Source organism: Streptomyces sp. NBC_01689 (assembly GCF_036250675.1).
In the GTDB taxonomy this organism is placed as follows: domain Bacteria; phylum Actinomycetota; class Actinomycetes; order Streptomycetales; family Streptomycetaceae; genus Streptomyces.
This window is the reverse complement of record NZ_CP109592.1, coordinates 9679743-9705954: the sequence shown is the minus strand read 5'-3', so window position 1 is coordinate 9705954 and position 26212 is coordinate 9679743. Positions and strand designations below refer to the sequence as shown.

Here is a 26212-nt window from a genome sequence, read left to right as displayed (position 1 = left end):
GATACGGGCCCGTGCTCAGCCCGGAATCGGTGTGTTGTGCAGGTCGAAGCCGCGCCGGTCGCCGTAGCGGGCCAGGACCTCCCGGTGGACCCGGGCGGTGCACTCGGCGGGCAGGTCGGAGGCGGGGATGCCCAGCCGCCGGGCGATGCGGTGCAGGGCGGCGGCGGCCCACGCCGGGTCGGCGAGGAAGGGGTCGGGGCCGCCCCGGTTGTGGTGCCACACGCCCAGGACGCAGGCGGCGGCGAGCACCAGCACGTAGCGGTCGGTCAGGGCGAACCAGGCCGGGCCCACCGGGTGGGCGGCGTCGGGGGGCGGCAGCGCCAGGACCCGGCTGCGCAGTTCGTGCAGTTCGGCGCTCATCTGGCCGGCCAGATGGCGCAGCGTGCGCTCGACGGCGGTGGAGCCGGGCACGGACGCGGCGGTGGCCAGCAGGGAGGCGCTGACGCTGTCGCGGCCGCAGGCCAGCGACAGTTGCCCGTAGTCGAAGGGCGGCAGCGGGGCGCCGGGGTGGAACAGGGAGGCGGGTGCCTCGGCGCTGGTGAACCAGGACTTCTCGGCGAGGGATCTGAGCTGCGGGATGATCGTGGCCTGGCAGGCGGCGGTGCCGGCGTGTCCGAGGCTGACCACCGGCACGTCGCGGATGTGTTTCTGGAAGATGCCGACGGTGCCCTCGCGGGTGTAGATCTGCGAGCCGAGCACGGTCGCCAGGTCGTACATGGTGTCGCTGAGCACCTGGGGCAGCAGCAGTTTGACCGCCGCGGAGTAGATGCTGGTCTCGGCGGGCAGCAGGTGCAGCGCCCGGGTGGCGACCACGGCCAGGCAGTCGTAGAGCAGCAGGTTGACGAAGGCCCCGGCGAGGGTGCCGGCGGTGTGCTGGGGGTCGGTGGGGTCGAGTCCGGTGCGGCCGGGCCGCTGGCTGCGGTCGACCAGGACGGCGGTGCGCAGGCCGGTCTCCACCGCCGCGGACACCATGGAGGCCATGAGGGTGCGGCTGACCTGGAAGGAGCGCAGGGCGGTCACCACTCCCCCGCCCAGGGGTCCCAGCAGGCTGTCGTGGGGGACGGCGCAGTCGTCGAGTTCGACCCCGGCGAAGAAGCAGCCGCGCAGGCCCAGGGTGGCGGGGCGGCGGGTGACGCGGTAGCGGTCGGCGGGCAGGGTGTGCGGGTCGAGCAGGAGCACCGAGTGGGCGCCCGTGGTGCCCGGCTGCGGTTCGGTGCGGCAGAACAGCACCAGGGCGTCGGCGCGGTGCAGGTTGTTGATGACCGGTTTGACGCCGGTGACCGACAGGCCGTCGGCGTGCACCTCGGCGCGTACCCCGCTGCGGACGAAGTCGTTGGTGTGGGCGGTCTCGTGCTGGGCGATGGCCGCCTTGGAGCCGGACAGCAGCAGGTCCGCCAGCCAGGTCCGCTGGGCGGCGCTGCCCTGCATCCACACGTCGGACGCGGCCATGAAGGTGGTCATGCCGTAGCCGGCGCCGAGGGCGACGTCGCGGCGGAAGACCGCGCGCATCACCCGCAGCAGGGTCTCGGCGGAGTCGAAGCGGCCGCCCAGTTCGGTCGGCACGAACTCGTGGCTCATGCCGAAGTCGTCGAGCAGCCCCTCGGCGTCGGCGGACAGCGCGGCCCGCCGGTCGGCGTGCAGCAGGGCCCGGTAGCCGACCGGGTTGGCCGGGTCGGCGGGGTCGCCCAGCAGCGCTTCCAGCCGGGCGACACGGGCCGGGGCCCCGCTCGGGGGCAGGCCCTCGTGCAGCGGCGGCTGGGTCAGCAGCGCGGAGGTCACCACTAGCTGCTCCGCACCATGGTGGGGGCGCTCTCGCCGCTGGGCACCTCGGAGGGTGTGATCAGGGCGCGGACGGCCGGGTCGAGGACGTCGTGGAGCGGGGTGATCTCGCCGCGCAGGAACAGGGAGCGCATCAGGGTGCGCTGGATCTTGCCGCTGGTGGTGCGGCGCACGGTGCCGGGGCGTACCAGGACGACGTTGCCGGCGGGGACGTCGAAGTCCTGTCCGACGAGTGTCTGGATGCCGCAGGCCAGTTCCCGCAGGCGGTCGGTGTCCGCCCGGGGAAGGCGTGCCTCGTGGATCACTACGAGCTGCTCCCGGTCCGCTCCGACGGTGAAGACCGCGCCGTGACCGGCCGCGAGGGCGGGGCCGGTCTCCCGGATCGCCCACTCCACGTCCTGAGGGTAGATGTTGCGCCCGTTGAGGATGATGACTTCCTTCAAACGCCCGGTGATGTAGAGCTCGCCGTCGTGGACGGCGCCCAGGTCACCGGTGCGCAGGAAGTCGCCGGGACTGTCCTCGGGGGCGCCTTCCAGTGTGGCGTGGAAGGTCTCGTCGGTCTCCAGGGGCTGGCGCCAGTAGCCCTGGGCGACGCTGTCGCCGCGCAGCCAGATCTCCCCGACGCGTCCGGGGGGCAGTTCCACGCCCGCCAGCGGGTCGACGACCCGCAGGTCGAAGTCGTGGGCCTTGCCCGAGCCGACCAGGGTGCGGGTGGGCGCGCCCTCGGCCGGGGCCCGCAGTTCGTCCTGTTCCAGGGCGGTCGCGTCCACGGTCAGCCGGCGGGCCGGGACGCCCGGCCGGCCGCCGGAGACCACCAGGGTGGTCTCGGCGAGCCCGTAGCCGGGGTAGAGACTCGCGGCGCGCAGGCCGGCGGAGGCGAAGCGGCGGGCGAAGGCGTCCAGGGTCTGCGCGCGGACGGGTTCGGCGCCGCACAGGGCCAGGCGCCAGCTGGACAGGTCGAGTTCGGCGAGGTGGGCGTCGGTGACCCGGCGGGTGCACAGGTCGTAGCAGAAGTTCGGGCCGCCGCTCACGGTCAGACCGTACTCGCCGATCGCGCGCAGCCAGCTGACGGGCCGTTTGATGAAGGAGACCGGGGAGAGCTGGACGCTCAGGGTGCCCAGCCACAGGGGGTGCAGCACATGGGCGATGAGGCCCATGTCGTGGTAGTGCGGCAGCCAGTTGGCGAAGCGGTCGTCGGCGGTGGTGCCCAGCAGGTGCTGCAGCGCCTGCTGGTTGGCCATCAGGTTGCGGTGGCTGACCATGACGCCGCGCGGTTTGCTGGTGGAGCCGGAGGTGTACTGCAGGAAGGCGATGTCGTCGGGGCCGACGCGGGGGGCGCGCCAGGCGTCGGCGGACGTGGTGTCGTCGAGGTCGGTGGCCAGGCAAACCGTTTCTCCTCGGCCGGTCACGGCCAGCCACAAGGAGGTGTCCGCCGCGTGCTCGGAGTCGGTCAGCACCAGCGTGGCCGCGGTGTCCCGCAGGATGCCGGAGACCCGCTGCAGCCGTTCGCCCCGGTCGCCGGGGAGCGGGGCGGGCACGGCGATCGCGCCGGCGTACAGGCAGCCCGTGAACGCGACGAGGAATTCCGGGCCGGGTGGGTACAGGAGCAGCACGGGCCGGCCCTGGGAGCCGAGTTCGTGCAGCCGTACCGCCAGGGCGCGGGCGCGGCGGTCGAGAGTGGAGTAGGTGAGGTGTTCGGCTTCGCTGACGTCCCGCAGGAACACCTGGGCGTCCGCGTCGCCGAGCGCGGCGACCCGTTCCCGCATCAGCTGGGTGAAGGTGGTGAATGCAGCGGTCAACGTCAGCCCCCTCATGGCGCATACGAAGCGGGGCACAGGACGCCCCTCTGCCGCCGAGCAAGCTCATCGTGAGATCACGGGCTAAAGCGCCGCTTGCGATACACCGCCCCCTCACGGAATTCAGGGGTACGCCTGTCCGATTCTGGGGTGTGGCCGACGCCTACATTGGGGCAGCACGGTCTGTCGTCGGAGTTCCGCGGAGCGCGGGGACGACGAGCGGCTCCGGCGCGCGTCGGCCGTCCGGTCCCGCCGGCCCGTGCGACGGGGAGAAGAGGGTGGGAACATGCGTTTTCGGATTCTGGGTCCGCTGGAGATCACCTCGTCCGCGGCGGCCGAACCGGTCCGGCCCCGGGCGGCCAAGATCCGTGCGGTGCTCGCGACGTTGCTGGTCAGGGCGAACGAGATCGTCTCGGTGGACAGTCTCATCGACGAGTTGTGGGGCGAGCACCCGCCGCGCACCGCGACGACCACCCTGCAGGTCTACGTCTCGCAGCTGCGCAAGCTGCTGCACACCGCCGACCCGGAGTACGGGCGGGACGCGCTGGTCACCCGTCCGCCCGGGTACGCGCTGCACCTGGATCCCGCGCAGCTGGATCTGACGGTGTTCGAGGAACTGCACCACAACGGCCAGAAGGCACTGCAGCGCGGCGACCACGCCGCCGCCGCGGACCTGCAGCGCCGCGCGCTGCAGCTGTGGCGTGCCCCGCTGGCCTCCGACACCCCGCACGGCGCGCTGCTGGCGCGGACCGCGGTGCGGCTGGCCGAGGTCCGCGCCGCCGCCCTGGAGCAGCGCATGCGTGCCGAGCTGCGGCTCGGTCACCATCAGCGGCTGATCGGTGAACTCCACTCCGCCGTGGCCGAGATGCCGATGCGCGAGGAGTTCCACATGCTGCTGATGACGGCCCTGTACCGGGCCGGGCGGCAGGCGGAGGCGTTAAGGATCTTCGCGCAGCTGCGCCAGACTCTCGTCGCGGAACTCGCCATCGAACCGGGTCAGCCGCTGCAACTGCTCCACCAGCGGATCCTGTCGGGCGACACGGAACTGCTGCACCCCGCGCCGCTGCCCCGGGCCGCCGAGGAGAGCGCGCCGCAGGACACCGGGCCCGCGACCCCGCCGGAGACCCACCTCGGGCAGGTCCCGCTGCCCGGCCGGACACCGGACCGGCTGCCCCCGCGCGACCCGGTGTTCGTCGGCCGCTCCGACGAACTGGACCGGCTGGGCGCCCTGTTGCGCGACATCCCGGCCGGCGGCTGCGCGGCCGTCGCCGGCGCGGCCGGGGTCGGCAAGACGGCGCTGGCCGTCGCGGCCGGCCACGAGCTGGGCGACCTCTTCCCCGACGGCCGGGTCTTCCTCGAACTGGGCGGTCCGCGCCCGGCCGACCCGGCCGAACTGCTGACCCGCCTGCTGCAGCGGCTCGGGGTGGACAAGCCGCTGCCCGCCGACGTCGCCGGACTGCGCCGCGTCCTGGACCGGCTGACCGCCGACCGGCGGATCCTGCTCATCCTGGACGGCGCCGAATCCCTCGACCGCATACGGGCGTTGCTGCCGGCCACGGCGGGCAGCACCGCGCTGGTCACCTGCCGGCGGGTGCCGGAGGGGGTGACCGACCGGGTGCTGGAACTGGACGTCCTGCCCCAGGACGAGGCCCGCCGGCTGTTCACCGCGGCGGCCGGCCGGCTGATCCCGCAGCACGGCGGCGAGACACCGGTCCGGGAGATCGCCGCACTGTGCGAGGGACTGCCGCTGGCCCTGCGGGCCGCCGCGGCACGGCTGGCCTCCCGCCCCAACTGGGGCCCGGAGATGCTGGCCGCCCGGCTGCGCGGCGAACAGCGGCGGCTGGCCGAACTGAGCGCCGCCGCACCGGGTTTCCACGACCGGCTGCGCTCCTGCTACGAGGAGACGGAACCGGTGCTGCGGCGCGCCTTCCGCCTGCTGGGGCTCGTGCCCGTGGGCCCCTTCGACACCCGCACGGCCGCCGCGGTCCTCGGGGAGGACGTGGCCAAGACCGGTGAGCTGCTGAACGCCCTGGTCGCCGCGCAGCTGCTGCGCCGGGTGGCGGGCGGCCCGGAACACGGCACGCACCACCGGATGCATCCGCTGTGGCGGCTGCTGGCCCTGGAGTGCCTGGCCTCGGAGAGCCCGGCCGCGGAGGCGCGGGCGGCCACCGCCAGACTGGCGAAGGAGTTCACCGGACAGCTGCGCGACGCCGACGGCCGCACCGAGAAGTGCGGGATCCATCCGCTGGAGCTGTTCAGCCGCCGGCAGGACGGACTGGTGGACGTCGTACGACGGTGTCACGCGGCGGGCCTGTGGGCGCAGACGGTGGAACTCGCCGACGCCATGACCGGTTTCCTGGAGGCCCGGGCGGCCTGGGACACCTGGGAGACCTGCCACGCCCTGGCGCTGGAGGCGGCGCGCCACCAGGAGGACCTCGGCGCCGAGGCCCGGCTGCTGCGCTCGCTGGGCGACCTGGCCTGGCAGCGGCGGCAGCTCACCGAAGCCGGCGAGTTCTACGAGCGGGCACTGCTGACGGCCGACGCGGCCGCGGCCGCCACCGAACGCGGCCGGGCCCTGGTCGGCCTGGCCGACCTGCAGCTCGACGCGGGCGGCCTGGAGGAGGCCGCGGCCCTGCTGTCCCCCGCGCTCGACGCGGTGGCCGACGACCCCCGGGGCCGCTACGAGGCCCACCGGGTACTGGGCCTGCTGGCCCTGGAGAACGTCGGGGCGCACGCGGCCGAGGCGCACTTCGCCGACTGCCTGGGCCTTGCGACGACCCTGCGCGACCCGCGCCTGGAGTCCTACGCGCGGCGCTGGCTCGACCGTGTCCAGGGCCAGGGCCACCGCCCCGCCGGCTGGTCGGAGGTACGCCCCGGAGTGTGGCGCCTGGCCCCCTGCGCCAACTGAGCGCACCCGCCACCCCGCACGCGCCGGTCCGGGACGGGACCGGCGGCCTGGAGTCACGCCGTACATGACGATTTCATCATGTACGGTTGATGGATGACGGAACAGAGCATCTACCACCACCTGCGAGAGTTCCGTGAGGCCTTCGACAAGCCCGAGCCACTGGCCTGGCCGGAGATCAGTCACGGCCAGCTGCTCATGATGATGAGTCCCAAGAAGCAGCATCAGCTGGTCGCTCACCGTTTGCGTGTCCAATTGGACCCACAGCTGGACCCGGACCTGGTCCTCATGCTCGAAACCGACATGGAGGACGCCGCACTCGGCATCCTGCGCGTCCCGGACCTTGTCGTGGTCGACGAGGAAGAGGCCACCGCCGACAGCGACGCGATCGATCCCCGCCGCTGCCACCTGGTGATCGAGATCGTCTCCCGTTCCAACCCCAGCAATGACTATGAGGGCAAACTGCGCGACTATCCGGCCATGGGGGTGCCGCACTACCTCATCGTCGACCCTCGGGACGGAAGCGCTGTCCACCACTGGGCGCCCGTGCGGCGGGCCGGCGTGGCCTCCTACGACAACAGGCAGCACTACACGTTCCCGGAGGCGATCACGGTCGGCGCCTGGAAGATCGACACGGCAGTTCTGCCGCGCTACAGCCCGGACACCGGACGATGAGCGACGCCGCGGACCTGGTGCGCTTCTGGCGCCGGCAGCGAAGCATGTCCCAGGCACGCCTGGCCGAGCTCGCCGGCACCGGCCAAGCGGCGATCTCCCGTATCGAATCCGGGCGGGACCAGCCCACTCTGGCGCTGCTGGAGCGCATCGCCTCCGCGCTGGACTGCCGGCTCGGCATCACGTTCACGTCCGACGCGGAAGCCGCGCCGCGGTCGGACCCGGCCGTCTGATCCCTGCCGGTCAGGACCGACGGCCCGGAGTCCACGGTTGACGCATGACGGCACAGAGCGTCCACCGCCGGCTGCGCGAGTTCCGTGAGGCCGGTCCTCATGCCCGGACGTTGCCGCTCACGGAGGTCTTCTTTCGCTCAGTTGGCGGTGAAGGCGGGGTAGTCGGTGTAGCCCTCGGCCTGACCGGCGTAGTAGGTGTCCCGGTCGCTGTCGGCCAGCGGGTGGCCCTGCGCGAAGCGCTCGACCAGGTCGGGGTTGGCGATGAAGGGTTCGGCGAAGGAGACCGCGTTGACGATCCCGTGGTCGAGGATCTCGTTGCCGAGGGCCTGGGTGAAGCCGAGGTTGGCGACGATGTTGCCCTGGTAGTGGGCGCGGTAGCGGGAGAAGAGGGCGACGCGCTCCTCGATGGTGCCGGGGGTGCCCAGGAGGTGCAGGTAGGCCAGGTTGCTGTCGTTGAGCTTCTTGAGCAGCTGGTCGTAGTCGGCGAGTGCCTCCTCGTCCGCGATGAACGTGCCTCCGTTGTCCCAGGTCGGGGACATCTTCACACTGACGCGGTCGCTGCCCCACACGTCACCGACGGCGTCGAGGATGTCGAGGAGGAACTGGGCCCGCTTCTCGCTGCTGCCTCCGTAGGCGTCGGTGCGCTGGTTGAGACGCGGGTTGAGAAACTGCGGGATCAGGTGGGACTGCTGGGCGTGGATTTCCACGCCGTCGAAGCCGGCGCGGCGGGCGTTCTCGGCCGCGCGGCGGTAGTCGGCGACGGTGGCGGCGATCTCGGCGGCGGTGTAGGCGCGCGGGGTGACGGTGTCCTTCGGGCCGGAGGGGGTGAAGGACTTCTCGCCGGGGTTGACGGCCGAGGGTCCGGCGGGCACGCGGCCGCCGAGGTGGTCGGGGTGGGAGGCCGCGCCGAGGTGGCCGAACTGGGAGACGATCCGCCCGCCGGCCTCGTGGACGGCTTCGGTGACCTTCGCCCAGCCGGCGGTCTGCGTGTCGGTGTAGATGCCGGGCACGTGGATCATACCGACCCCGTCGGCGTTGACCCAGGTTCCCTCGGTGACGATCAGGCCGGCGCCGGCGCGCTGCGCGTAGTAGGTCGCGTGCAGGTCTGTGGGTGCCAGCTCGGCGTTCTGGGCTCGGGCGCGGGTCATGGGGGCCATGACGACGCTGTTGGCGAGTTCCAGAGCGCCGAGACGGACGGGCTGCAGCAGGGGCTGGGTGGTGGTCATGAGCAACTTCCTTGAGCTGGGGGGTGGATGAGGAGGAGAGCGAGGAACGGGCGAGGGCCCGGCTCAGTCCTGTTTGAGGGCGTGGAGGCCGGAGAGCGGGCCGCCGAGTTGCATGAGACGTCCGCCCTCGCGCAGGGAGCCGAGGTCCACGGGGGCGAAACCGAAGGCGGCGGTGAGGTCCTTGACGGTGGTCTTGGCGCCGGCGTCGTCACCGGCGAGGAACAGCACCTGGCGTCCGGCCCGGTGGCGCGGGTCGGCGGCGATGTACTGGCCGTAGAGGGTGTTGAACGCCTTGACGACGCGGGCTCCGGGCAGCAGTGAGGCGACGTGTTCGCTGCCGGTCAGCTCGCCCAGGTCGGCGATCTTCATGGGCGGCGGCGGGGAGGCGAACTGGTTGGTGGTGTCGATGACGACGCGCCCGTCGAAGGGTGGCAGGCCGGTTACCGCGTCCGGGATCTGGGGCCAGCCGACCGCGAGCACGACGAGTTCCGCCGCGGCGGCTTCCTCCGTGGTGCCGGCGTGGGCGAGCGGTCCGAGTTCGTCGGCGAGGCCGGCCAGGGAGGCGGGGCCGCGGCTGTTGCTCAGTACGACCTGGTGGCCGTGGGCCACGGCGTGGCGGGCGATGGCCCGGGCGACGGTTCCGGCGCCGAGGGTTCCGATCTTCATGGCGGTGTCCTTCGTGGGGTTCAGGGTGCGGGGCTGGTGAGCAGGACGGTTCCGCTCTTGCCGGGGCGGCGGGCATGGTCGACGGCCTGCGCGAAGTCGGCGAGGTCGTAGCCGGCGGCGACCTCGAAGAGTTCCGGGGCGGTCGCGGCCAGAAGGGCGGCGAAGGCGACGTCCTCGGCCCGTTCCTCGGGCGTGCGGGTGGTCATCCACTGGAGGACGGACGTGCCCCGTACGGTCAGGGCCCGCGGGGTCAGCGCGAGCGACTCCAGCGGCGTGCTGCCGGAACCGAGGCCTCCATAGGCGATCAGTGTTCCGCCGTCGGTGAGCAGTCCGGCCAGCTCACCGGTCAGGGATCCGCCCACCGCGTCCAGTACGACCTGGGCGCCCCGGCCGCCGGTCGCGTCCTTGACCTGAGTGCGCCAGTCCGCGTCTGCCGTGGAGATGGTCGGCAGTCCGGGGAAGCGCTGCCGCAGGGCCTGCGCCCCCGTGGCGCTGCGTACCAGGTTGACCAGCGGGATGCCGTGCCTGAGTGCCGCGGCGCCGACCAGCTTTCCCACCGACGAACCGGCGGCCGTCTGCACCACCGGACCGGCCTGGCCGTGCTGGGCGTCCTCGACCGCCCGCAGCAAGGAGAGCAGGGTCAGCGGGTTGACCAGCATCAAAGCCGCGGTCTCGTCGCCGACGCCCTCGGGAACCGGCACCACGAGATCGGCCGGCGCCGTGACGAGTTCGCTCCACGCGCCCGGCACCGGGAAGAACGCCACCCGCTGACCGGCGCGCAGCTCCCGCACACCGTCGCCGACGGTCTCGATGACGCCCATTCCCTCCAAGCCGGGAATCCGTGGCGTGGCGAACCGCTGCCGCGGCGCGCCCGGAAAGCCCTCCACTCCCGCCAGGTCGCCGGGGTGGACCGGCCGGGACAGCACCCGCACCCGCACCTGCCCGGCCGCGGGCCCCGCCGGGGCCGGCTGCTCGCTCAGGCGCAGTACCTGCCCGGCTCGGCCGTGCCGGTCGTAGGCGATGGCGCGCATGGCGCTCCCCTTCCGCGAAGTATTAATGATGGGCGTCATTAGAACTCTTGCTATGATGATAGACATCCTTAAAAAGGTCAAATCGAGAGCGTGCGAGAGGACGGCCATGCCGCGGATCACCAAGCAGGACAAGGCCCGCAACCGGCAGAACATCCTCGAAGCGGCGAGCCGCATGTTCCGCTCACAGGGCATCGACGCGGTCGGCATCGCCGAGCTGATGAAGGAAGCCGGACTCACCCACGGCGGCTTCTACAACCACTTCGCCTCCAAGAACGACCTGGCCGTGGAGGTGTGCAGCGCCTCCTACGCCATCTCGCTCGGGGTCCTGGCCCAGGCGATCGAGGACGGTCCGGGCCAGGCCGGCTCTCCGCTGGAGCGGGTCGTGGCCGACTATCTGTCCGCCGCGCACCGCGACGACCCGGACGGCGGCTGCCCCTCCGTCTCCCTGGCCACCGACGCCGGACGGCACAGCGAAGCCGTGCAGAGCGCGTACGCCGAAGGCGTCGAGGGATACCTCACCGGCTTCACCTCCGAGCTCCTGCGCGAAGCCGAGGACAAAGGCCACGAGCCCGACCCGGCCGAGGCCCGCCTCAGAGCCATCCGCCTGCTCAGCGAAATGGTCGGCGCGCTGATGCTCGCCCGCGCCGTACACCACGTCGAACCCGAGCTCTCCGACGAAATCCTGCAGACCGGCCGCAGCCACGCCCTCGACTGATACGAATCGGAACCCCCGCGGGACCGGCGGCCGGGGCGTTCGCGACACACGACCCGGTCCCGACAAGCGCGGGAAGCGGCACAATCGGTCTTGAGGTCCGGGTGCCGCCGGGCCGGCGTGCTGCCGGTGTGCCGGCTTCCCCGGCCAGGGCGACGTCCGACGCGGAAGCCGCGCCGCGGTCGGACCCGGCCAGCTGATCCCTGCCGGTCAGGAACGACGGCCTTCCCCGTGACGCGGGCGCGCGCCGCTTCGCGGGACTTCGCGGGACTTCGCGGCCCTTTGATGTTCCCTCTGCTCCGCCCCGCCCGGGGTGACGGCCGGCGACGCACCCCGGGACACGGCGCCCGGCGCCCCGGCCCGCCGAGCGCACGGCCGAGCGCACAGAACCGGCCTCGCGAGCCCTCCTCCGCGGCCTCCGGCGGGCCCCCGCCGGGCTGCCACAGAGATCCCCCATGCCGCACACAACACAGGCGCAAGCGGCCGGTGGTGCAGTAGGACAGGTCACTTCCCGTTCAGGAGGAAACGAAGAGATCCAGCCGATCGAGGAGATCGCGGAGCTCACGGGGATCGCGGCACGACCGCCCGCACGCCGAGGGGATCACGAGCACGTCGGCGGCGGCGCGGACGGGATCCCCACGCCCCAACCGCCGCGCACGGATTCCCGGCGATCGCCCGGCGTTGTGTGAAAGCCGGCCGTGCAACGAGGCATGCGCTGTCCCGCACTTGGATACAGAAAGCCGGTATCTCGTCATGACCACTAGCATCACGGATGTCCAGCTCACCAACGACCGGTCGACCACCTCGCACCCCGCGGCCGGACACCGGTACGCCTACGCCGCCCGTTCGGCGTCCGCGGCCGGCCGGCGCACCTACACCGCCCACCTCAATCCCGAACGGCGCATCGTCGCGGCCGAGCCCGACTTCTCCCGCCGGTTCGGACGTACCTCGGCCGACACCTGCGGCCGCAGCCTGTACGAACTGCTCCACCCGAGCTCCCCGTCCTATCTCGACCGGCACTTCACGCGCCTGTCGGAAGGCCGGTGCAACCGCTTCGACGAGCGGATGATCGGACTCGGTGACTCGGGACGTGTGTTCTCCGCCGGTCTCACCGGAATCGCGGTCCACGACACCACCGGCGGGCTCGCCGGCATCGTTGTCCAAGTACGCCCGGACCAGGAGGGCGCGGCCGCCGAGGAGCCGGCCGTCCACTCCCCCGAGCGGCTGCTGAGCAAGCTGGACGCGCAGGTCCTGGAGGGTGTCGCCGCCGGAGCCTCCACCGTGCAGCTCGCCGCGCGCCTCTACCTCAGCCGGCAGGGCGTCGAGTACCACGTCGGTCTCATGCTGCGGAAGCTCAAGGCTCCCAACCGGGCCGCCCTCGTCGCCCGCGCCCACTCCCTGGGCATGCTGACGGTGGGACACTGGCCGCCGCGTGTGCCGCCGGAGTTCATCAAGTAGCCCGACCGAACAGCCGTAGCGCGACCGAACCGCCTGGTCCAGCCTGCCCCCCCCCATGAGCTGGATGCTCCCGCCGGGTTCCTGGCCGTCACCGGCCAGGAACCCGGGAACATCGCACCCCCGCGGCGGTACCGTGCCGTGCCGGAGGCGGTGGACACGCGGCCACGGTGTGCGGCGGACCGTCGAGGATCTCCTGCCCCAGGATGAGCCCGGTCCGCTCTCCTACGGTGTCCACTCCCCTGTGTCCGTTCCTCCTGTGTCCTCTCCCCCCGTGCCCATGTCCCCGTGTGTCCGCCCCCCATATGTCCGCTCCCGCACGGCCGTTCCGTCCCGCCCCGGGTTCCTCCTCCGGGGTGCGCGGGTGTTCCGCCGCGGGTACCTCGAACTGCGCTTCACCGGAGGCGAGTTCGGGTCGTCGGCGTGCCGCCCGCTGGCCTGTGACCCTGCGGCCATGTGACCCGCGGCCGTGTGGCCGTGTGGCCCGGTGAGTGTGCGGCCCGCGGATGGGTGCCGGTCGGGTGCGCCCCCGCGATGTGTGCCCGGATGCCATGTGTCCGGGAGCCATGTGCCCGGGCAACGTGTCCGCAGGCCGTGTGCCCGGGCAACGTGTCCGCAGGCCGTGTGCCCGGTCGATGTGTGTCCGGCGGGCGGATGCGTGTGCCCGGCGGCCGTGCCGTCACCGGGCCCGTGCGGGCCTCTTCAGTGACCGGCCTGTTCGAACGTCCGGGTGCGCAGGTCCGAGGGCAGGTCCTGGCGGCGGGAGATGCCGAGCTTGCGGTAGACGCAGGTGAGGTGGCGCTCGACCGTGCTGGGGCTGACGAAGAGCTTGACCGCGATCTCCCGGTTGGTGTGCCCCTGGGCGGCGAGGGCGGCCACCCGTTCCTCCGAACCGCTCAGCCGGGCGGCGTCCCGGCTGCGGACGGGACGCTCGGCACGCTCCGGTCCGTCGACGGGCCGTATCCGCTCGCGCAGCGGCACCGCGCCGCAGTCACCCGCCAGTTGCCAGGCCCGCCGGGTGATCGTCCCCGCCCGGGCCCCCTCGCCGTTGAGCCGCAGCGCGCTGCCCAGGTCGGCCAGGGCGCGGGCGAGTTCGAGGCGGTCCCCGTAGTCGCGGAGTTCGTCGACCGCGTTGCCCAGCAGTTCGACACGGCGCCGGGGCTCGGCGGTGGCCGCGCTGAGGCGCAGGGTCACCCCGCGCACCCGCGCCCCGGTGGCCGCGGGCAGGGCGAGCTGGTCGGCGACCAGGGCCTGTGCCTCGCCGAGGCGCCCGAGCAGGAGCAGGGCCTCCGCCGCGTCGGTGCGCCAGGGCAGCAGTTCGGGCTGGTCGGTCGCCCAGCGGCCGGCGGCGCGGCCCGCTTCCAGGAACTCCTCCAGGGCCGCCTGGGGGCGTCCGGTGGCCAGGTGGTGGCGCCCGCGGGCGCGCAGGAAGGCGAGGGCGTGCACGGTGGAGTACGGCTCGCCGGGCAGGGTGGGGTGCAGGTGCAGGGCGGCCGTGGCGTACTCGCCCTGCTCGGTGAGGGCCTGAACCAGCAGGGCGAGCGGGGCGAGGAGGAAGGGGCCGCCGCGGCCGGCGAGGTGTTCGAGGGCGCCTGTCGCCTCCCGCCGGGCACCGGCGAGGTCGCCGAGCCGCAGCAAGGACTCGGCGTGCGCGGTGGCGAAGGCGGCCTGCCAGCCGGGCGCGTTGCGGGCGGAGATCTCCTCGCCGAGCCGGCCGCACCAGGTCACGGCCCGCTGCGGCCGGTGCTGGACCAGGGTGCGCAGGGCCCGCGCCAGGGACTCGTAGGTGGCCGGGGTCAGGGGGGTGTCGCTCAGCAGCCGTTCGGCGGCCGGTACGTCCTCGCGGGCGCCCACGCTCAGCCACAGTGCGGCGGCGCGGGTGACCGGTGCGGTGGGGCGTTCGTGGGTGACCGGGCACTGGGCGTGGGGCCGGCTGGGCACGCTGTCGCGCGGCGGGCGGACGTCCCCGGCCGCCCGGGCCAGGACCTCGTCGGCCTCCTCGATGCGGCCCTGGGCCGCCAGCAGCCGGGCCAGCCATCCCGCGTCGGCGCAGGACAGCTGTCCTGCGCGCAGGGCGGTCTGCGGTTCGTCGAGGAGGTGGTGGGCCGCGGCCGGGTGCAGGCGCCAGGTGTGCGCCGCGAGTTGCAGGGTGATGCGCAGGCGGGTGGGTTCGTCGGGGCAGCCGGAGCGGGCCAGGCGCAGGAAGGTCGGTGCGCCGTCCGGGTCGGCGGGCGAGAAGGGCTCCTGGCGGGCCGCGTCCCGCAGGGCCTGGATCTCCCAGGTGTGCGTGGCGGTGCCGGCGGCGAGTAACTGGCCTGCCACCAGGACGGGTTCGGCCAGGGCGTGGTGCAGGACGCGGGCGGCGTTGCGGTGCATCGACCGGCGTTGTTCGGAGGAGAGCATGCCCAGGACCGCGGACTCGGCCGCGGGGTGGCGCAGCCGGGCGCCGGTGACGAGTCCGGCGGCGTCCAGGGCGTTGCCCGCGCGGGCGGCGGCGTCGGTGCCGAGCCGGGCGAGCCGGGCCGCGCGCTGCGCGTCGGCCTGCGGGCCCAGCACGGCGAGGGCGGCGGCCAGCCGGCGGGCGGCGGGGCCGCAGCGCTGCACGCAGGTCGCGAACGCCTCGGTGAAGGGGCCGCCGGGTTCGGGCTCCGGCCAGCCGGGCCGGCCGGCGGGGGTGTCCGTCTCGGCCAGCAGGGCGCGGATCAGCAGGGGGTTGCCGCCGCTGAGCGCGTGCAGGGAGGTGATGGCGTCGTCGGGTACCGGGGTGCCCCAGAAGCGGGCCAGTTCGGCGGTGCCCGCGGCGTCCAGGCGGCCCAGCGGGATGCGGACGAAGCCCTGGTGGCGCAGGAGTTCGGTGTGCAGGCCGAATCCGTCCGTGCGGTGGTACGGGGACTGGGCGAGCACCGTCAGCAGGGGCGCCTCGTGCAGGGTGTGGGTGAGGCGCAGCAGTTCGGCGAGCGAGGCGCGGTCGGCGTGTTGCAGGTCGTCGACGCACAGGAGGACCGGGCCGTTCGCGCAGGCGGTACGCAGCAGGGCGGCGAAGCCGGCCGCCGTCTCGTCCGGTGCGGGCGGGGTCCGGGGCAGGTCCCCGGTGAGGCAGGCGGCGAGGCGGCGCAGCAGGGCGTGGTCCTCGCGGCGGGCGCCGGGGTCGGCGGCGGCGCGCAGCACGGTGAGTCCGCGGCCGGCGGCGAGGTCGGCGGCGTACTGCAGGAACCGTGTCTTGCCGCAGCCGGGCGCCCCCTCCACCAGCACCAGCTGGGCGGTGCCGTCGCTGCAGGCGCGCAGTGCCTTGTCGAGTCGTGCGCGTTCGTCGTCGCGGTGCAGGAGCATCATGGGCCCGCCCTCCCGGTCGCATTCCCTCCACGTTCCCGCAGTCTAGGAACGCATATGCCCCGCACGAGTCCGGCGCGCGATGGCCAGTGACTGCACGGCAGGAAGTACCGGGATGCCGTCCCTGTCACGCCGTCGGCGGGTTTCGGCAGGTCCTCGCGGTGGCGGGCGCCCTGCCCCGGCTTTAGCCGCTGCCCCCACCATGACGACCCGCGGCGCTCCCGCGGTACGACGGGCCTTTCGGAGGGACGCACATCGATGTTCACCGTCTGCCCCTGGACGACGCAGCGGTCCGCCGGTCTGCGTGGCGCGGGTGAGTCCAACGCCTACTTCCGGCGGCTGGTCGCGCACGGCACGACGGAGCTGTCGGTCGTCTTCGACGTACCCACGCGGCTGGGGCTGGACTCGGACTCCCCGCTCGCGAGCGGGGAGGTCGGCCGGGCGGGCGTGGCGGTCGACTCCCTCGACGACATGCGGGTGCTGTTCACCGGGGTCCCCCTGGAGCGGGTGTCGACGTCGATGGCGGCCGGCGCGCCGGCCGCCGTGCTCCTGCTGCTGTACCAGCTGGTCGCCGAGGAACAGGGCCTGCGCGCCGACCGGTTGACCGGCACACTCCACCACGACGTGGTGACGGAGTACGCCGTGCGGGACCGGCATGTCTTCCCGCCGGAGGCCTCACTGCGGCTGGCCGGGGACCTTTTCGCCTACTGCCGTGCGCAGTTGCCCGGGTGGCACACGCTCTCCGTCTCGGGGCGCGCGCTGGCGGAGGCGGGAGCCACGCCCGCCCAGGAGGTCGCCTTCACTCTCGCCGAGGGTGTCGAGTACGTGCGGACGGCGGTCGCGTACGGGATGGACGTGGACGACTTCGCGCCGCGGCTGTCGTTCCTCTTCGGCGCGCGGGCCACGCTCCTGGAGGAGCTCGCCGTCCTGCGTGCGGCCCGGCGCCTCTGGTCGCGGGTGCTGGGTGAGCGGTTCGGGGCGCGCGGTCCCTCGTCGCGCATGCCGGTGCGCAGGGCCGTGCGGGGTCTGGCCGCGGTGCTCGGCGGCGGACTCGGGTACGGGCCCGCTCCCGGCGTGCGCGCGATCGCGGGCGGCCGGGCCGGGGCGAGGACCGTCGAGGCCGTGGAGGCCGCGGCGCTGGAACTGATGCTGCGGGTGGAGGAGCTGGGCGGTGCGGTCGCCGCCCTCGGCCAGGGCTTCCAGAAGGACGAGATCGAGCGCGTCGCCCACCATGGCCGGCGCCGCCTCGAGGGGGACGGGCCGTACGAGACGGTCCGGCTCGACCCGGTCGCCGAACAGCGGCAGACCGAGCGGCTGGCCAAACTGCGCGCATGGCGGTGCGCGGACCGGGTCGACGACGCGCTCATCGCGGTGCGCAAGGCGGCGGAGGGCGGTGACAACGTCCTGCACCCGATGAAGCGGGCGCTGGCGTGCGGAGCCTCCGTGGGTGAGGTCTGCGACACACTGCGGCAGGTGTGGGGCGCCGGTTTTCAGTCCGCCGTGTGACGGGCGCGGCCGGGACGGTGGTGGGTCGCGGCGGGGACGGTGGTGGGTCGCGGCGGCGGGTGACCTCGGCGGGCCGGTCCACGGGCGGGGTGCCGTTCGGGTGAGTTCCGCTGTTCTCCCCGTTGTCGTGCCCTGTTGTCTGGGACTGTGCCTCCTACGACGTGGCCGATCTCAGCGGCCCCGGAACGGAGGGGAATTGGTGTGTCCGCCTGCCGCACATCGCTGCGGCCGGTATCGGCCATGGTCCGCGCGGGGCTGGTTCCGCGGGGGATGTCTCGTACTGATGAGGGGAATGAGACACCTTCGATGTGGGCCGGTGGTGCCACTCACATGTGGTCGTCCTTGATGTCATGTGGGCCCCGAGCAGGCATCCTTGGAAGGCGGCCGGTGCGTGGGAGCCCGAACACGCACAGGATCATGGCCAGATGATGCAGGTACCATCCGCCCTCAGGACCGATTCAGACATCACGGAAAGAAGGAACTGTCATGGCCCAAGTCCACTCGGAGACCACCGGACTTCAGTCGCAGTACTCGGCCCAGCTCACCGCGGACCTCGAGCGCAACACCAAGGAACAGGAACGTATCAGCGCCGAGGTGACGTCTTTGCAGGAGCTGTTGGAGGCGCTGCGGCGCGACCAGGCCCTGCTGGTCAACCTGCAGCGGACCCTGGGTGACGACGCGCCCGGCGCCGGGGAGAAGGCGGCCGGGCCCGCCGCGGCGGTGCCCTCGGTGCCGCGGCAGACCACCGCCGGGCCCAAGTCCAAGGCCAAGCCCGCCAAGCAGCAGGCCGCACCGGCCAAGGCCGCCCCCGCCAAGGCGGCGTCCACCAAGACCGCCCCGGCCAAGACCGTCTCGGCCAAGGCCACCCCGGTCAAGGACGCCCCGGCCAAGGCGGCTTCGTCCAAGGCGACCCCGGTGAAGGCCGCCTCGTCCAAGGCCACCCCGGCCAAGGCCGCGACACCGAAGGCCGCCGCGAAGGCGCCGGAAGCCGCGGGCAAGCCCACCCTGGTCGAGCTCATCCACGACCACCTGAGCCGGCAGTCCGAGCCGCGGTCCGCCGCGGAGATCACCACCACGCTCTCCGAGTCCCACCCCGAGCGCGGCATCAAGGCCACGGTCGTGCGCACCACGGTGGAGGGGCTGGTCGCCAAGGGCCGCGCCCAGCGCAGCAAGCAGGGCACGTCGGTGTACTACACGGCGGCCGGGACCGGTGCGGTCGACGGCTCCGCGAAGCAGCCCGCCGCGGAGCAGAAGACCCCGGCCACCGACTGACACGAAGGCATGCGCAGCCCTGCCCGCGCGGCCGGTCCGCGCCGGTCGGCATCGTCCTGCCCGCGCCGGGCCCGGACCCGTCGACACCCATGTCATGAGCGGGCCGCTGCCTCCGGTGCCGCCGCGGCGGCGCCGTCACCCGGTCGTGGCGCCCGGGGCCCTCATGTGCCGCTCTTCTTCCGCGGGTTGGGCGGGGCCGGCGGTCCAGGTGATGTGCGGAGGTTCGACACGTGCGCACAAGGGGTGGCCGTGCGCGTCGCTGAGGCCGAGGCGTCCGACGAGGAGGCCTTCGCGCGCGGCGGCCGCGAGCACCTCCGGGGGTACGGCGTCGAGCATCAGCTTGGCGCGGCGGAACATCGTGAAGACGCCCGGCTCGTCGACGGTGCCCCACGACAGGTAGACGAACCGGCGGCCCAGGCGGTCCTGGACGTAGGGGCCTTGGACATGGGTGCCGGCCGGCGAGGCGGTCGCCGTGCACGGCAGGGTCCAGGTCGCGGACGGGGCGTCACCGGGCTGCGGGTCGAGGAGTTCGGCGGGCCGGTCACGGCGTTGCACGGCGACATGGATGTTGCGGTACGCGGGGAACGCGGCGTCTGCGGGTGCCGGGCAGGTGCGGCCCGGCAGGTCGACGGCGTCGATACGGATGTGCATGCCGGCCATCATCCCCGCCGTGGCCGTCGCGGGGTGTCCCGCGGCGCCGTGGCGGGGGCCGGTGCGCGGGGCGAACCGTTCCACGCCTGGTGGTGGTCCGTGCGAGTGGTGGATCTCCCGGTGGGGTCGTAGCGTCGGTGGGAGGAGCCAACCTCCGTGTGGGAAGGCAGTCGGCCGTCGTCCGCCGTCAGGCGGGGCCCCGGCGGACCGGCCGGACCAGTGCGGGGGCCAGTGAATCCAAGGAGAACGCGGCCGGGAGCGGACATGCGAAAACTCACCGTCAGGGCGGCAGTCACGTTCTGTGCCGCGGTATCGCTGGCCACGGTCATGGGAACGGCGGACGCCGCTCCCGTGGCGTCGCCGCGGTCCGCGCACACCGTCGCGCAGGAGTCGGCGCCCCGCCAGGTGCCGACGCGGACTGTCGTCCTCGACTGCTTCTCGCAGCCGCAGGTCGAGCCCGGCGACTTCGTGCTCGCCTGCGGTGACGGCAACAGCCGTCTCACCTCGCTGCAGTGGTCGCGCTGGGGCGCCAACTCCGCGGTGGCCACCGGCATCAACATGGTCAACGACTGCAAGCCGTACTGCGCCGCGGGAACCTTCCGTGACTACCCCGTCACCGTGCGGCTCGACCGCCCGCAAGCCTCGAAGAACAACCCCCAGTCCACGCACTACACCCGGCTGACGCTCCTGTACACCGACACCGAGCCCGCCGGATACGGACAGACGGCCACCTACCCCTTGTCGAACTGACGGCGGCGGTGGCCGCGCCCGGGAGGGGTTGTCGCGGGCCGCTTCACCTGGTCTTCTGTACCCCGGTCGTCCGGCAGGCATCCCGCCCGCCGGACCACCGGGCCGTCCTGTGTCCGGTGTGGGACACGGGATCTGGGGTGGGCGAGGCGTGGAATCGGTGGCCGGGCAGGACGTACGGGGCGCTCTGCCCGAGGGGCTGGAGGCGGCCGTCCGTGAAACCGCCCGGGAGATCGCCGCGCTGCTGAGCCGGGACGCGGACATGGAGCGCGCGGTACCCGGGTCGCGGTGGAGCGTCGGGGAGGCGGCCGCGCATCTGGCACAGGCCAACGAACTGATGGCCCAGCTCGCGGCGGGACAGCCGCGCGCTTACGGGGACGGGACACCGCAGAGCCTGGCCGCGGCCAACGAGCGGGCACTCGCCGCGTTCGGCGAGCGCCGGGCACAGCCGCTGGCCGAGATGATCGAGACACAGGCCGAGGCGTACCTGAAGGCGTGGGACACGGGTGCCGCCGCGCGGGGAACGCTCCTCACTCCGCTGGGCCCGATGACCGCCGACGTGCTGGGCTCCTATCTGCTGACCCACATGCTGGGCCACGGGTACGACCTGGCCCGCGCGCTGGGCCGGCCGCACATGATCGACCGTGCCCGGGTCGGACTGACCGTGCCGTTCCTGCTCACGGCCATGCCGCGGGTGACCGACCCGGCCCGGGCCGCCGGGCTGAGCGCGCGCTACACGATCCGGCTGCGGGGCGGCGGCCGGTTCGGGGTGACGGTGGCCGACGGTGCCGTGCGGGTCGACCCGCGGCCGCCGGCCCGGCCGGACTGCACCATCCTGACCGAACCGGTCACCTTCCTGCTGATGGCGCTCGGCCGGCGGGGCCAGTGGAACGCCCTGGGGCGGGGCGGCATCACCGTCTGGGGCCGCAGGCCCTGGCTCGCGCCCCGCTTCCCCGGCCTGTTCAAGGCGCCCTGACCGCGGCGGGTGCGGCCGGGACGGTCTACCTCGGGCCGGGCGCGCCGGCCGCGGGAGTGGTGACCAGCAGGCCGAGCAGGGTCCCGCGGTGCAGGTCGGCGATCGGGTCCAGGAGGTCCGGGTGCCGCAGCAGGGGTGCCGCCCGGTGGTCGCGGGGGCTGGGCACGGTGAGACGGCGTGCGCTGCCGATGCCGCGGGTGCCGTGGTGGGTGGCGGCCAGGCAGGCCGTCGCGACGGCGGCGAGATCGGCGTCGGCCAGCAGGCAGGCCGCCCAGCTGACGACGGTCTCGTCGACCCAGGTGCGCCAGAGGTGGTCGGCTCCGGCCGGCGGGGGCGCGTCGGCGCCGGTCACGTAGTCCAGGCGGCCCGAACCGCCGGGGCCGAGCAGGCCGAGCAGTTCGGCGTCCAGCGGGGTGGGGTAGCGCAGCGCGGCGGCGATGGTGACCGCGTGCTGCGCCTGGGCCTCGGCCAGGGCATGGTTCAGCGAGCCGGCCGCCGGCGGGAACGCCGACAGCAGCCAGCGCGCGGAGGCGCTGATGACGGGTGAGAGTTCGCTGGGCATGGTGACCGTCCTTCGCAGGTACCCGCCGTGGCCGTGCCCGGCCAGGTCACGGGCGCTCGCGCACCGGAGGAGCAGGCGCGTGGCGGTCAAACGTAAGGGCCGCCGTCGCGACGGCGACAGGACGTGGGTCACAGACCGGGGTGTGAGGTTGCCCGCCGCGCCCCGGGCACGGTCCGGGACGGTCCGCCGCCCGGGGCTGCCCCCTGCCCGGCGCCGAGCGTGACGGTCGCCGCCCGGGGGCTGCCCCCCCGGACCCGGACGCGAGGGGCGCCGCCCGGGGCAGGAGCGGGCGCGCGGAAGCAGGATGGGGCGCCCCGGAGTCAGGGGCGTGGGCGGCCCTGGGTCAGGATGGGGCTCAATGGGCCTGTTGGGCGCGCCTGGGCAGCAGGCCCACCAGCAGCAGTGTCAGGAGGTTCAGGCCCGCGGCGACGGCGAGGACGAGTTCGGCGGCGGCGAGGCAGGAGGACGGGGACGGGTGCCCGGCCCGGGCGAAGAAGACCGTGCCGAGGGCGGCGACGCCGAGGGCGCCGGCGAACTGCTGGACGGCGTTGAGCAGGCCCGCGCCGGTGCCGACCTCCTCGGCGGTGGCGTCGCCGATGATGAAGTCGACCAGCGGGACGAACACCAGGCCGGAGCCGAAACCGGTGCACAGCAGCGCGGGCGCCAGCTTCCAGACGGTGATGCCGGTCCCGAAGCGGTCGAGGGACCAGCACAGGGCCAGCAGGCCCACGACGGCGACGGCCAGCCCCAGGTGCAGGGTCGCGCGTCCCAGCTTCTCGGTGAGCACGGCGCCCGCGAGCAGGACGGCGACGGCCGTGCCGAGGGCCCAGGGGATCAGGGTCAGGCCGGTGTGCAGCGGCGTCCAGTGCAGGCCCTGCTGCAGCAGCAGGTTGATGACGAGGACGAACGCGCTCAGTGACGCGTAGAACCCGGCCACGATCACCAGGCCGACGACGAAGCTGCGCCTGCGGAACAGCGAGGGCGCGATGACAGGGTGGCGGCTGCGCCGCTGGGAGAGAACGAACAGGGCGAGCAGGACGACGGAGGCGGCCGTCATGACGTAGGTCCAGACGGGCCAGCCGAGGTCGCGTCCCTGGATGAGCGGGACGATCAGCAGGGCCGAGGCCGCGGTGAGCAGGCCGACGCCGGTGAGGTCGAGGCGGGCGGTGGGGTCCTCGCCGCCGTGGTGCGGCAGGACCCGCCGGGCGAGGGCGCCGGCCACGACACCGAGCGGCACGTTGATCAGGAAGATGGAGCGCCACTGGCTGCCGAAGAGGTCCAGGTGGAGCAGCCAGCCCGCCAGGACGGGCCCGCCGACCATGGTCAGACCCATCAGCGGGCCGACCGGGGTCAGCGCCCTGCGCAGGTGCTGGGGCGGGAAGACGACCTTCACCAGGGCCAGGCCCTGCGGGATCATCACCGACCCGCACAGGCCCTGCAGGGTGCGGGCGACTATCAGGAAGAGCGGGTCGGGGGCGAGACCGCAGGCCAGTGAGGTCAGGGTGAAGCCGGCCATGCCGAGCAGGAAGAGCCGGCGCCGCCCGAGCAGGTCCCCGAGCCGTCCCGAGGTGACGAGACCGAGCGCGAAGGCGGCGGTGTAGGCGCTCACCACCCACTGGACGGTGACCTGGCCGCCGCCGAGGTCGGCGTGGATGGACGGGCCGGCGAGGCTCGCGATGCTGGAGTCGATCAGATCCATGACGTCGGCCATGACCACGACGGTCAGGACGAGCCACGCGGTCCGCGACGGCGGTGTGCTGGTGGGAGGCGCTTGGGAGGAGCGCTGGTCGATGGACACGAACACCGTTCTACATTAGATCGCCGTTCTGAACAATACGAACACTGTTCGGAGTTGCGTGGAACACTGTTCGCCGATTGTGGTTAGACTGCCCGTATGTCACCGACCCCGGAACAGCGGCGCGCGGCGCGGCACCAGCTCGGCACCGGTTCGAGCGCACCCGCGGCCCGGCGCGGACCGTCCGGCGGGCGCAAGAAGCCGATCACGGTCGACGCCATCATCAGCACCGCGTTCGCCATCGTGGAGGCGGAGGGGTACGACGCCCTGACGATGCGGCGGGTGGCCACCGCGCTGGAGACGGGACCGTCCTCGCTCTACGCCCACGTGGTCAACAAGGAGGACCTGGACGAGCTGCTCATCGGCCGGCTGTGCGCCGAGATCGAGCTGCCCGAGCCGGACCCCGCGCTGTGGCGGCAGCAGCTCACCGATGTCTGCACCCAGCTGCGCGACCAGTACCTGCGCTTCCCGGGCATCTCCCGGGCGGCCATCGCGGCGGCCCCCTCCCATCTGGAGACGCTGCGGGTCGCCGAGGGCATGCTCGCCCTCCTGCTCGCCGGGGGCATCGCCCCGCAGGTCGCGGCCTGGGCGCTCGACTCGCTGTCGCTGTACGTCAACGCCTACAGCCTGGAGGTCTCCCTGGTGAACAGCCGGCTGGGGCGCGGCGACGACGAGTGGGTCGTCAGCCGCGACGAACTGCTGCGCCGGTTCGCCGCCCTGCCGGACGACACCTTCCCGCGGACCAAGCGCTACGCCGCCGAGCTCACCGCCGGGAGCGTGCACGACCGCTTCGACTTCACCATCGGCCTGATGATCGACGGGCTGCCGGGCGCACGCTGAGATCCCGCCCGGCCCGCGCCCCGGCCCAAGGGCGTGGCGGTCGTGGCGGCGGACCGGGAGAGGGCCGGGAGAGGGGACCGGCTGCTAGCCGAGTCTGCGGTCGAGGTTGAAGGCCGCGCTGATCAGGGCGAGGTGGGTGAACGCCTGGGGGAAGTTCCCCTGCTGTTCGCCCGTGTGGCCGATCTCCTCCGCGTACAGGCCGAGGTGGTTGGCGTAGGTGAGCATCTTCTCGAACGCGAGCCGGGCCTCGTCCAGCCGGCCCGCGCGGGTGAGCGCCTCGACGTACCAGAACGAGCAGATCGAGAACGTGCCCTCCTCGCCCTGGAGGCCGTCGGGGCTGGCCTGGGGGTCGTAGCGGTAGACCAGCGAGTCGGACACCAGGTCCTCGCCCAGCGCGTCCAAGGTGGCGAGCCACTTCGGGTCGGTCGGGGAGATGAACTTCGCCAGCGGCATCATCAGCAGCGACGCGTCGAGGATGGAGCTGTTCTCGTACTGGACGAAGGCGTGACGTTCGGCGGACCAGCCGTGGCTCATGATCCGCCGGTAGATCGCGTCCCGCGCCCTGCCCCAGCGCACCATGTCGCTGGGCAGGCCGCGGTGCTGGGCCAGCCGCATCGCCCGTTCGATCGCCACCCAGCACATCAGCCGCGAGTACAGGAACGGTTTGCGTCCGCCGCGGGTCTCCCACACCCCCTCGTCGGGCTGGTCCCAGTGGTCGCACACCCAGTCCACGAGTTCGCAGATGCTGTCCCAGTGCCCGCTGGAGATGGGCTTGCCCCACTTGTCGTAGAGGTAGAACGAGTCGAGCAGTGCCCCGTAGATGTCCAGTTGCAACTGGCCGACGGCGGCGTTGCCGACGCGTACGGGGGCCGATCCGCGGTAGCCCTCCAGGTGGGGCAGTTCACGTTCGGACAGGTCGAGGCGGCCGTCGATGCCGTACATGATCTGCAGGGGGCCCTCGGCCTGGGAGGCCCGCACCGATTCGAGGCCGACGTTCTCGGTGAGGAAGCCCATGAAGGACTCGGCCTCGTCGATGAACCCGAGCCTGAGCAGCGCGTAGACGCAGAACGCGGCGTCGCGGACCCACACGTAGCGGTAGTCCCAGTTGCGTTCGCCGCCGATCTGCTCGGGCAGGCTGGTGGTCGGCGCGGCGATGATGGCGCCGGTCGGGGCGTAGGTGAGCAGTTTCAGGGTCAGGGCGGAGCGGTGCACCATCTCCCGCCAGCGGCCGCGGTAGCGCGACTGGGACAACCAGTGCCGCCAGTAGCGCACGGTCGCGTTGAACTCGCGCTCCGCCTCGGCCACGGCGCAGAACCGGGGGCCCACGTCGCCGCCGATCCGGTCGATGGTGAAGACGGCGGCCTCGCCCTCGTGAAGTTTGAACAGGGACCACACGTCGGGGCCCGCGACCTCGAAGGGCACCGTGGAGGTCAGCGCGAGGTGGAGGGAGGCCGACTCGAAGACCGCCTGGCCGTCGTAGGCGTGCACGGTGTGCGGCACGCTGCCGTACTCGAAGCGGGGGGCGACGCGCGCGCGGAAGGGCAGTGTTCCGCGTACGCACACCACCCGGCGGATCAGCCGGTGCCGGTCGGCCTCGCGCGAGTCGTCGACGACCGGCATGAAGTCCTGGATCTCACCGACCCCGTCCTCCGCGAAGAAGCGGGTGATGAGCACATTGGTGTCGGGGAAGTAGAACTGCTTCGTGCGGGTGGGGACGTCCGCGGCCAGTTCGAAGCACCCGCCGCGGTCCGCGTCGAGGATCGAGGCGAAGACGCTGGGCGCGTCGAAGCGTGCGCAGCAGTACCAGTCGATGGTGCCGTTAGTGCCGACCAGGGCCGCGCTGCGCAGGTCGCCGATCAGGCCGTGTTCGGCGATCGGCAGATAGCGGGGGGTGGGGGTGCCGCGGGGGCCGGGGGCACCGGGACCGCGGCGCGGCCCCTTCGCCGCTCCGGTGTCGGTCGTCGCTTCAGCCACGTCAGCCTCCTCGGGCTGTCGGCCTGGCCACCCCCCTGTGCCCCTCCAGGCTAGCGAGTCCCCGGGGCCGGGGCTTGGGGAGGA

General features: G+C 73.2%; 20 protein-coding genes. 10 read left to right on the top strand and 10 right to left on the bottom strand.

Annotated elements, in window-relative coordinates; all coding sequences use genetic code 11:
• Positions 1 to 15 precede the first annotated feature (15 nt).
• Both OG776_RS41535 and OG776_RS41530 read right to left on the bottom strand, forming a co-directional pair.
• Positions 16 to 1779, bottom strand: coding sequence for an acyl-CoA dehydrogenase (locus tag OG776_RS41535; RefSeq protein WP_329318070.1), 1764 nt, complete (start codon positions 1777 to 1779; stop codon positions 16 to 18).
• A gap of 2 nt (positions 1780 to 1781) precedes the next feature.
• Entirely contained in the window at positions 1782 to 3578 is a 1797-nt protein-coding gene (locus tag OG776_RS41530; RefSeq protein ID WP_329318072.1) for a fatty acyl-AMP ligase, read from the bottom strand.
• A 283-nt stretch (positions 3579 to 3861) separates the two neighbouring features.
• Here OG776_RS41530 and OG776_RS41525 point away from each other — a divergent pair, with 283 nt between their 5' ends.
• The 3 genes from OG776_RS41525 (at position 3862) to OG776_RS41515 (ending at position 7385) form a co-directional block, all read left to right on the top strand.
• Complete coding sequence (locus OG776_RS41525) at positions 3862 to 6483, top strand: AfsR/SARP family transcriptional regulator (RefSeq protein WP_148014246.1); 2622 nt, start codon at positions 3862 to 3864, stop codon at positions 6481 to 6483.
• Between the two features lie 93 nt (positions 6484 to 6576).
• Positions 6577 to 7155, top strand: a complete 579-nt coding sequence (locus tag OG776_RS41520) for a Uma2 family endonuclease (protein ID WP_148014247.1) — start codon at positions 6577 to 6579, stop codon at positions 7153 to 7155.
• Positions 7152 to 7385: a helix-turn-helix domain-containing protein gene (locus tag OG776_RS41515; protein WP_148014248.1), complete on the top strand. Its 234-nt coding sequence runs from the start codon at positions 7152 to 7154 to the stop codon at positions 7383 to 7385. Before OG776_RS41520 ends, OG776_RS41515 begins: the two co-directional genes overlap by 4 nt.
• 137 nt (positions 7386 to 7522) lie before the next feature.
• Here the strand turns inward: OG776_RS41515 and OG776_RS41510 are convergent, their stop codons facing one another.
• From OG776_RS41510 to OG776_RS41500, 3 genes are all read right to left on the bottom strand, one after another.
• The gene (locus OG776_RS41510; RefSeq protein ID WP_148014249.1) at positions 7523 to 8611 is read right to left on the bottom strand and encodes an alkene reductase; all 1089 of its coding nucleotides are present in this window, start codon (positions 8609 to 8611) and stop codon (positions 7523 to 7525) included.
• 63 nt (positions 8612 to 8674) lie between these two features.
• The gene (locus OG776_RS41505) at positions 8675 to 9277 is read right to left on the bottom strand and encodes an NADPH-dependent F420 reductase (protein ID WP_148014250.1); all 603 of its coding nucleotides are present in this window, start codon (positions 9275 to 9277) and stop codon (positions 8675 to 8677) included.
• A 20-nt stretch (positions 9278 to 9297) separates the two neighbouring features.
• Positions 9298 to 10308 (bottom strand): alcohol dehydrogenase catalytic domain-containing protein, encoded by a 1011-nt coding sequence (locus tag OG776_RS41500; RefSeq protein WP_148014251.1) that lies wholly within the window; start codon positions 10306 to 10308, stop codon positions 9298 to 9300.
• 106 nt (positions 10309 to 10414) lie between these two features.
• On the opposite strand from OG776_RS41500, the gene OG776_RS41495 reads away from it, so the two are divergent.
• A complete protein-coding gene (locus OG776_RS41495; RefSeq protein WP_148014278.1) occupies positions 10415 to 11023 on the top strand; it encodes a TetR/AcrR family transcriptional regulator in 609 nt (202 codons plus the stop codon).
• Between the two features lie 750 nt (positions 11024 to 11773).
• On the top strand, positions 11774 to 12478 hold the full coding sequence (locus OG776_RS41490; protein ID WP_148014252.1) for a helix-turn-helix transcriptional regulator: 705 nt from the start codon (positions 11774 to 11776) through the stop codon (positions 12476 to 12478).
• Positions 12479 to 13177: 699 nt separating this feature from the next.
• On the opposite strand, the gene OG776_RS41485 is transcribed toward OG776_RS41490, so the two are convergent.
• Positions 13178 to 15808, bottom strand: a complete 2631-nt coding sequence (locus OG776_RS41485; RefSeq protein ID WP_329318079.1) for a helix-turn-helix transcriptional regulator — start codon at positions 15806 to 15808, stop codon at positions 13178 to 13180.
• Between the two features lie 90 nt (positions 15809 to 15898).
• Here OG776_RS41485 and OG776_RS41480 point away from each other — a divergent pair, with 90 nt between their 5' ends.
• Together OG776_RS41480 and OG776_RS41475 are read left to right on the top strand one after the other, a co-directional pair.
• Positions 15899 to 17311, top strand: coding sequence for a methylmalonyl-CoA mutase family protein (locus OG776_RS41480; RefSeq protein WP_443077342.1), 1413 nt, complete (start codon positions 15899 to 15901; stop codon positions 17309 to 17311).
• Between the two features lie 486 nt (positions 17312 to 17797).
• On the top strand, positions 17798 to 18583 hold the full coding sequence (locus tag OG776_RS41475) for a hypothetical protein (protein ID WP_329318081.1): 786 nt from the start codon (positions 17798 to 17800) through the stop codon (positions 18581 to 18583).
• Positions 18584 to 18718: 135 nt separating this feature from the next.
• On the opposite strand, the gene OG776_RS41470 is transcribed toward OG776_RS41475, so the two are convergent.
• Complete coding sequence (locus OG776_RS41470) at positions 18719 to 19246, bottom strand: DUF5990 family protein (RefSeq protein WP_329323618.1); 528 nt, start codon at positions 19244 to 19246, stop codon at positions 18719 to 18721.
• Positions 19247 to 19498: 252 nt separating this feature from the next.
• Here OG776_RS41470 and OG776_RS41465 point away from each other — a divergent pair, with 252 nt between their 5' ends.
• Both OG776_RS41465 and OG776_RS41460 read left to right on the top strand, forming a co-directional pair.
• Entirely contained in the window at positions 19499 to 19984 is a 486-nt protein-coding gene (locus OG776_RS41465; RefSeq protein ID WP_148014256.1) for a hypothetical protein, read from the top strand.
• 148 nt (positions 19985 to 20132) lie between these two features.
• Positions 20133 to 20957 (top strand): maleylpyruvate isomerase family mycothiol-dependent enzyme, encoded by an 825-nt coding sequence (locus tag OG776_RS41460; protein WP_329318083.1) that lies wholly within the window; start codon positions 20133 to 20135, stop codon positions 20955 to 20957.
• A 25-nt stretch (positions 20958 to 20982) separates the two neighbouring features.
• On the opposite strand, the gene OG776_RS41455 is transcribed toward OG776_RS41460, so the two are convergent.
• Both OG776_RS41455 and OG776_RS41450 read right to left on the bottom strand, forming a co-directional pair.
• Positions 20983 to 21519 carry a hypothetical protein gene (locus OG776_RS41455; protein ID WP_329318085.1) on the bottom strand — a complete coding sequence of 179 codons (537 nt, stop codon included), beginning with the start codon at positions 21517 to 21519 and terminating at the stop codon, positions 20983 to 20985.
• Between the two features lie 355 nt (positions 21520 to 21874).
• Positions 21875 to 23317 (bottom strand): DHA2 family efflux MFS transporter permease subunit, encoded by a 1443-nt coding sequence (locus OG776_RS41450; RefSeq protein WP_261995029.1) that lies wholly within the window; start codon positions 23315 to 23317, stop codon positions 21875 to 21877.
• A gap of 96 nt (positions 23318 to 23413) precedes the next feature.
• Here OG776_RS41450 and OG776_RS41445 point away from each other — a divergent pair, with 96 nt between their 5' ends.
• Positions 23414 to 24154 (top strand): TetR/AcrR family transcriptional regulator, encoded by a 741-nt coding sequence (locus OG776_RS41445; RefSeq protein ID WP_329318088.1) that lies wholly within the window; start codon positions 23414 to 23416, stop codon positions 24152 to 24154.
• An 84-nt stretch (positions 24155 to 24238) separates the two neighbouring features.
• Here OG776_RS41445 and OG776_RS41440 read toward each other — a convergent pair whose 3' ends face one another.
• On the bottom strand, positions 24239 to 26128 hold the full coding sequence (locus tag OG776_RS41440) for a glycoside hydrolase family 15 protein (RefSeq protein WP_443077155.1): 1890 nt from the start codon (positions 26126 to 26128) through the stop codon (positions 24239 to 24241).
• Positions 26129 to 26212: the final 84 nt, after the last annotated feature.

Bases quoted from the DNA above. Each gene is read 5' to 3' on its own strand.
- OG776_RS41525 (WP_148014246.1), top strand. From the start codon at position 3,862: ATGCGTTTTCGGATTCTGGGTCCGCTGGAGATCACCTCGTCCGCGGCG.
- OG776_RS41520 (WP_148014247.1), top strand. From the start codon at position 6,577: ATGACGGAACAGAGCATCTACCACCACCTGCGAGAGTTCCGTGAGGCC.
- OG776_RS41515 (WP_148014248.1), top strand. From the start codon at position 7,152: ATGAGCGACGCCGCGGACCTGGTGCGCTTCTGGCGCCGGCAGCGAAGC.
- OG776_RS41510 (WP_148014249.1), bottom strand. From the start codon at position 8,611: ATGACCACCACCCAGCCCCTGCTGCAGCCCGTCCGTCTCGGCGCTCTG.
- OG776_RS41505 (WP_148014250.1), bottom strand. From the start codon at position 9,277: ATGAAGATCGGAACCCTCGGCGCCGGAACCGTCGCCCGGGCCATCGCC.
- OG776_RS41500 (WP_148014251.1), bottom strand. From the start codon at position 10,308: ATGCGCGCCATCGCCTACGACCGGCACGGCCGAGCCGGGCAGGTACTG.
- OG776_RS41495 (WP_148014278.1), top strand. From the start codon at position 10,415: ATGCCGCGGATCACCAAGCAGGACAAGGCCCGCAACCGGCAGAACATC.
- OG776_RS41490 (WP_148014252.1), top strand. From the start codon at position 11,774: ATGACCACTAGCATCACGGATGTCCAGCTCACCAACGACCGGTCGACC.
- OG776_RS41485 (WP_329318079.1), bottom strand. From the start codon at position 15,808: ATGATGCTCCTGCACCGCGACGACGAACGCGCACGACTCGACAAGGCA.
- OG776_RS41475 (WP_329318081.1), top strand. From the start codon at position 17,798: ATGGCCCAAGTCCACTCGGAGACCACCGGACTTCAGTCGCAGTACTCG.
- OG776_RS41470 (WP_329323618.1), bottom strand. From the start codon at position 19,246: ATGATGGCCGGCATGCACATCCGTATCGACGCCGTCGACCTGCCGGGC.
- OG776_RS41465 (WP_148014256.1), top strand. From the start codon at position 19,499: ATGCGAAAACTCACCGTCAGGGCGGCAGTCACGTTCTGTGCCGCGGTA.
- OG776_RS41455 (WP_329318085.1), bottom strand. From the start codon at position 21,519: ATGCCCAGCGAACTCTCACCCGTCATCAGCGCCTCCGCGCGCTGGCTG.
- OG776_RS41445 (WP_329318088.1), top strand. From the start codon at position 23,414: ATGTCACCGACCCCGGAACAGCGGCGCGCGGCGCGGCACCAGCTCGGC.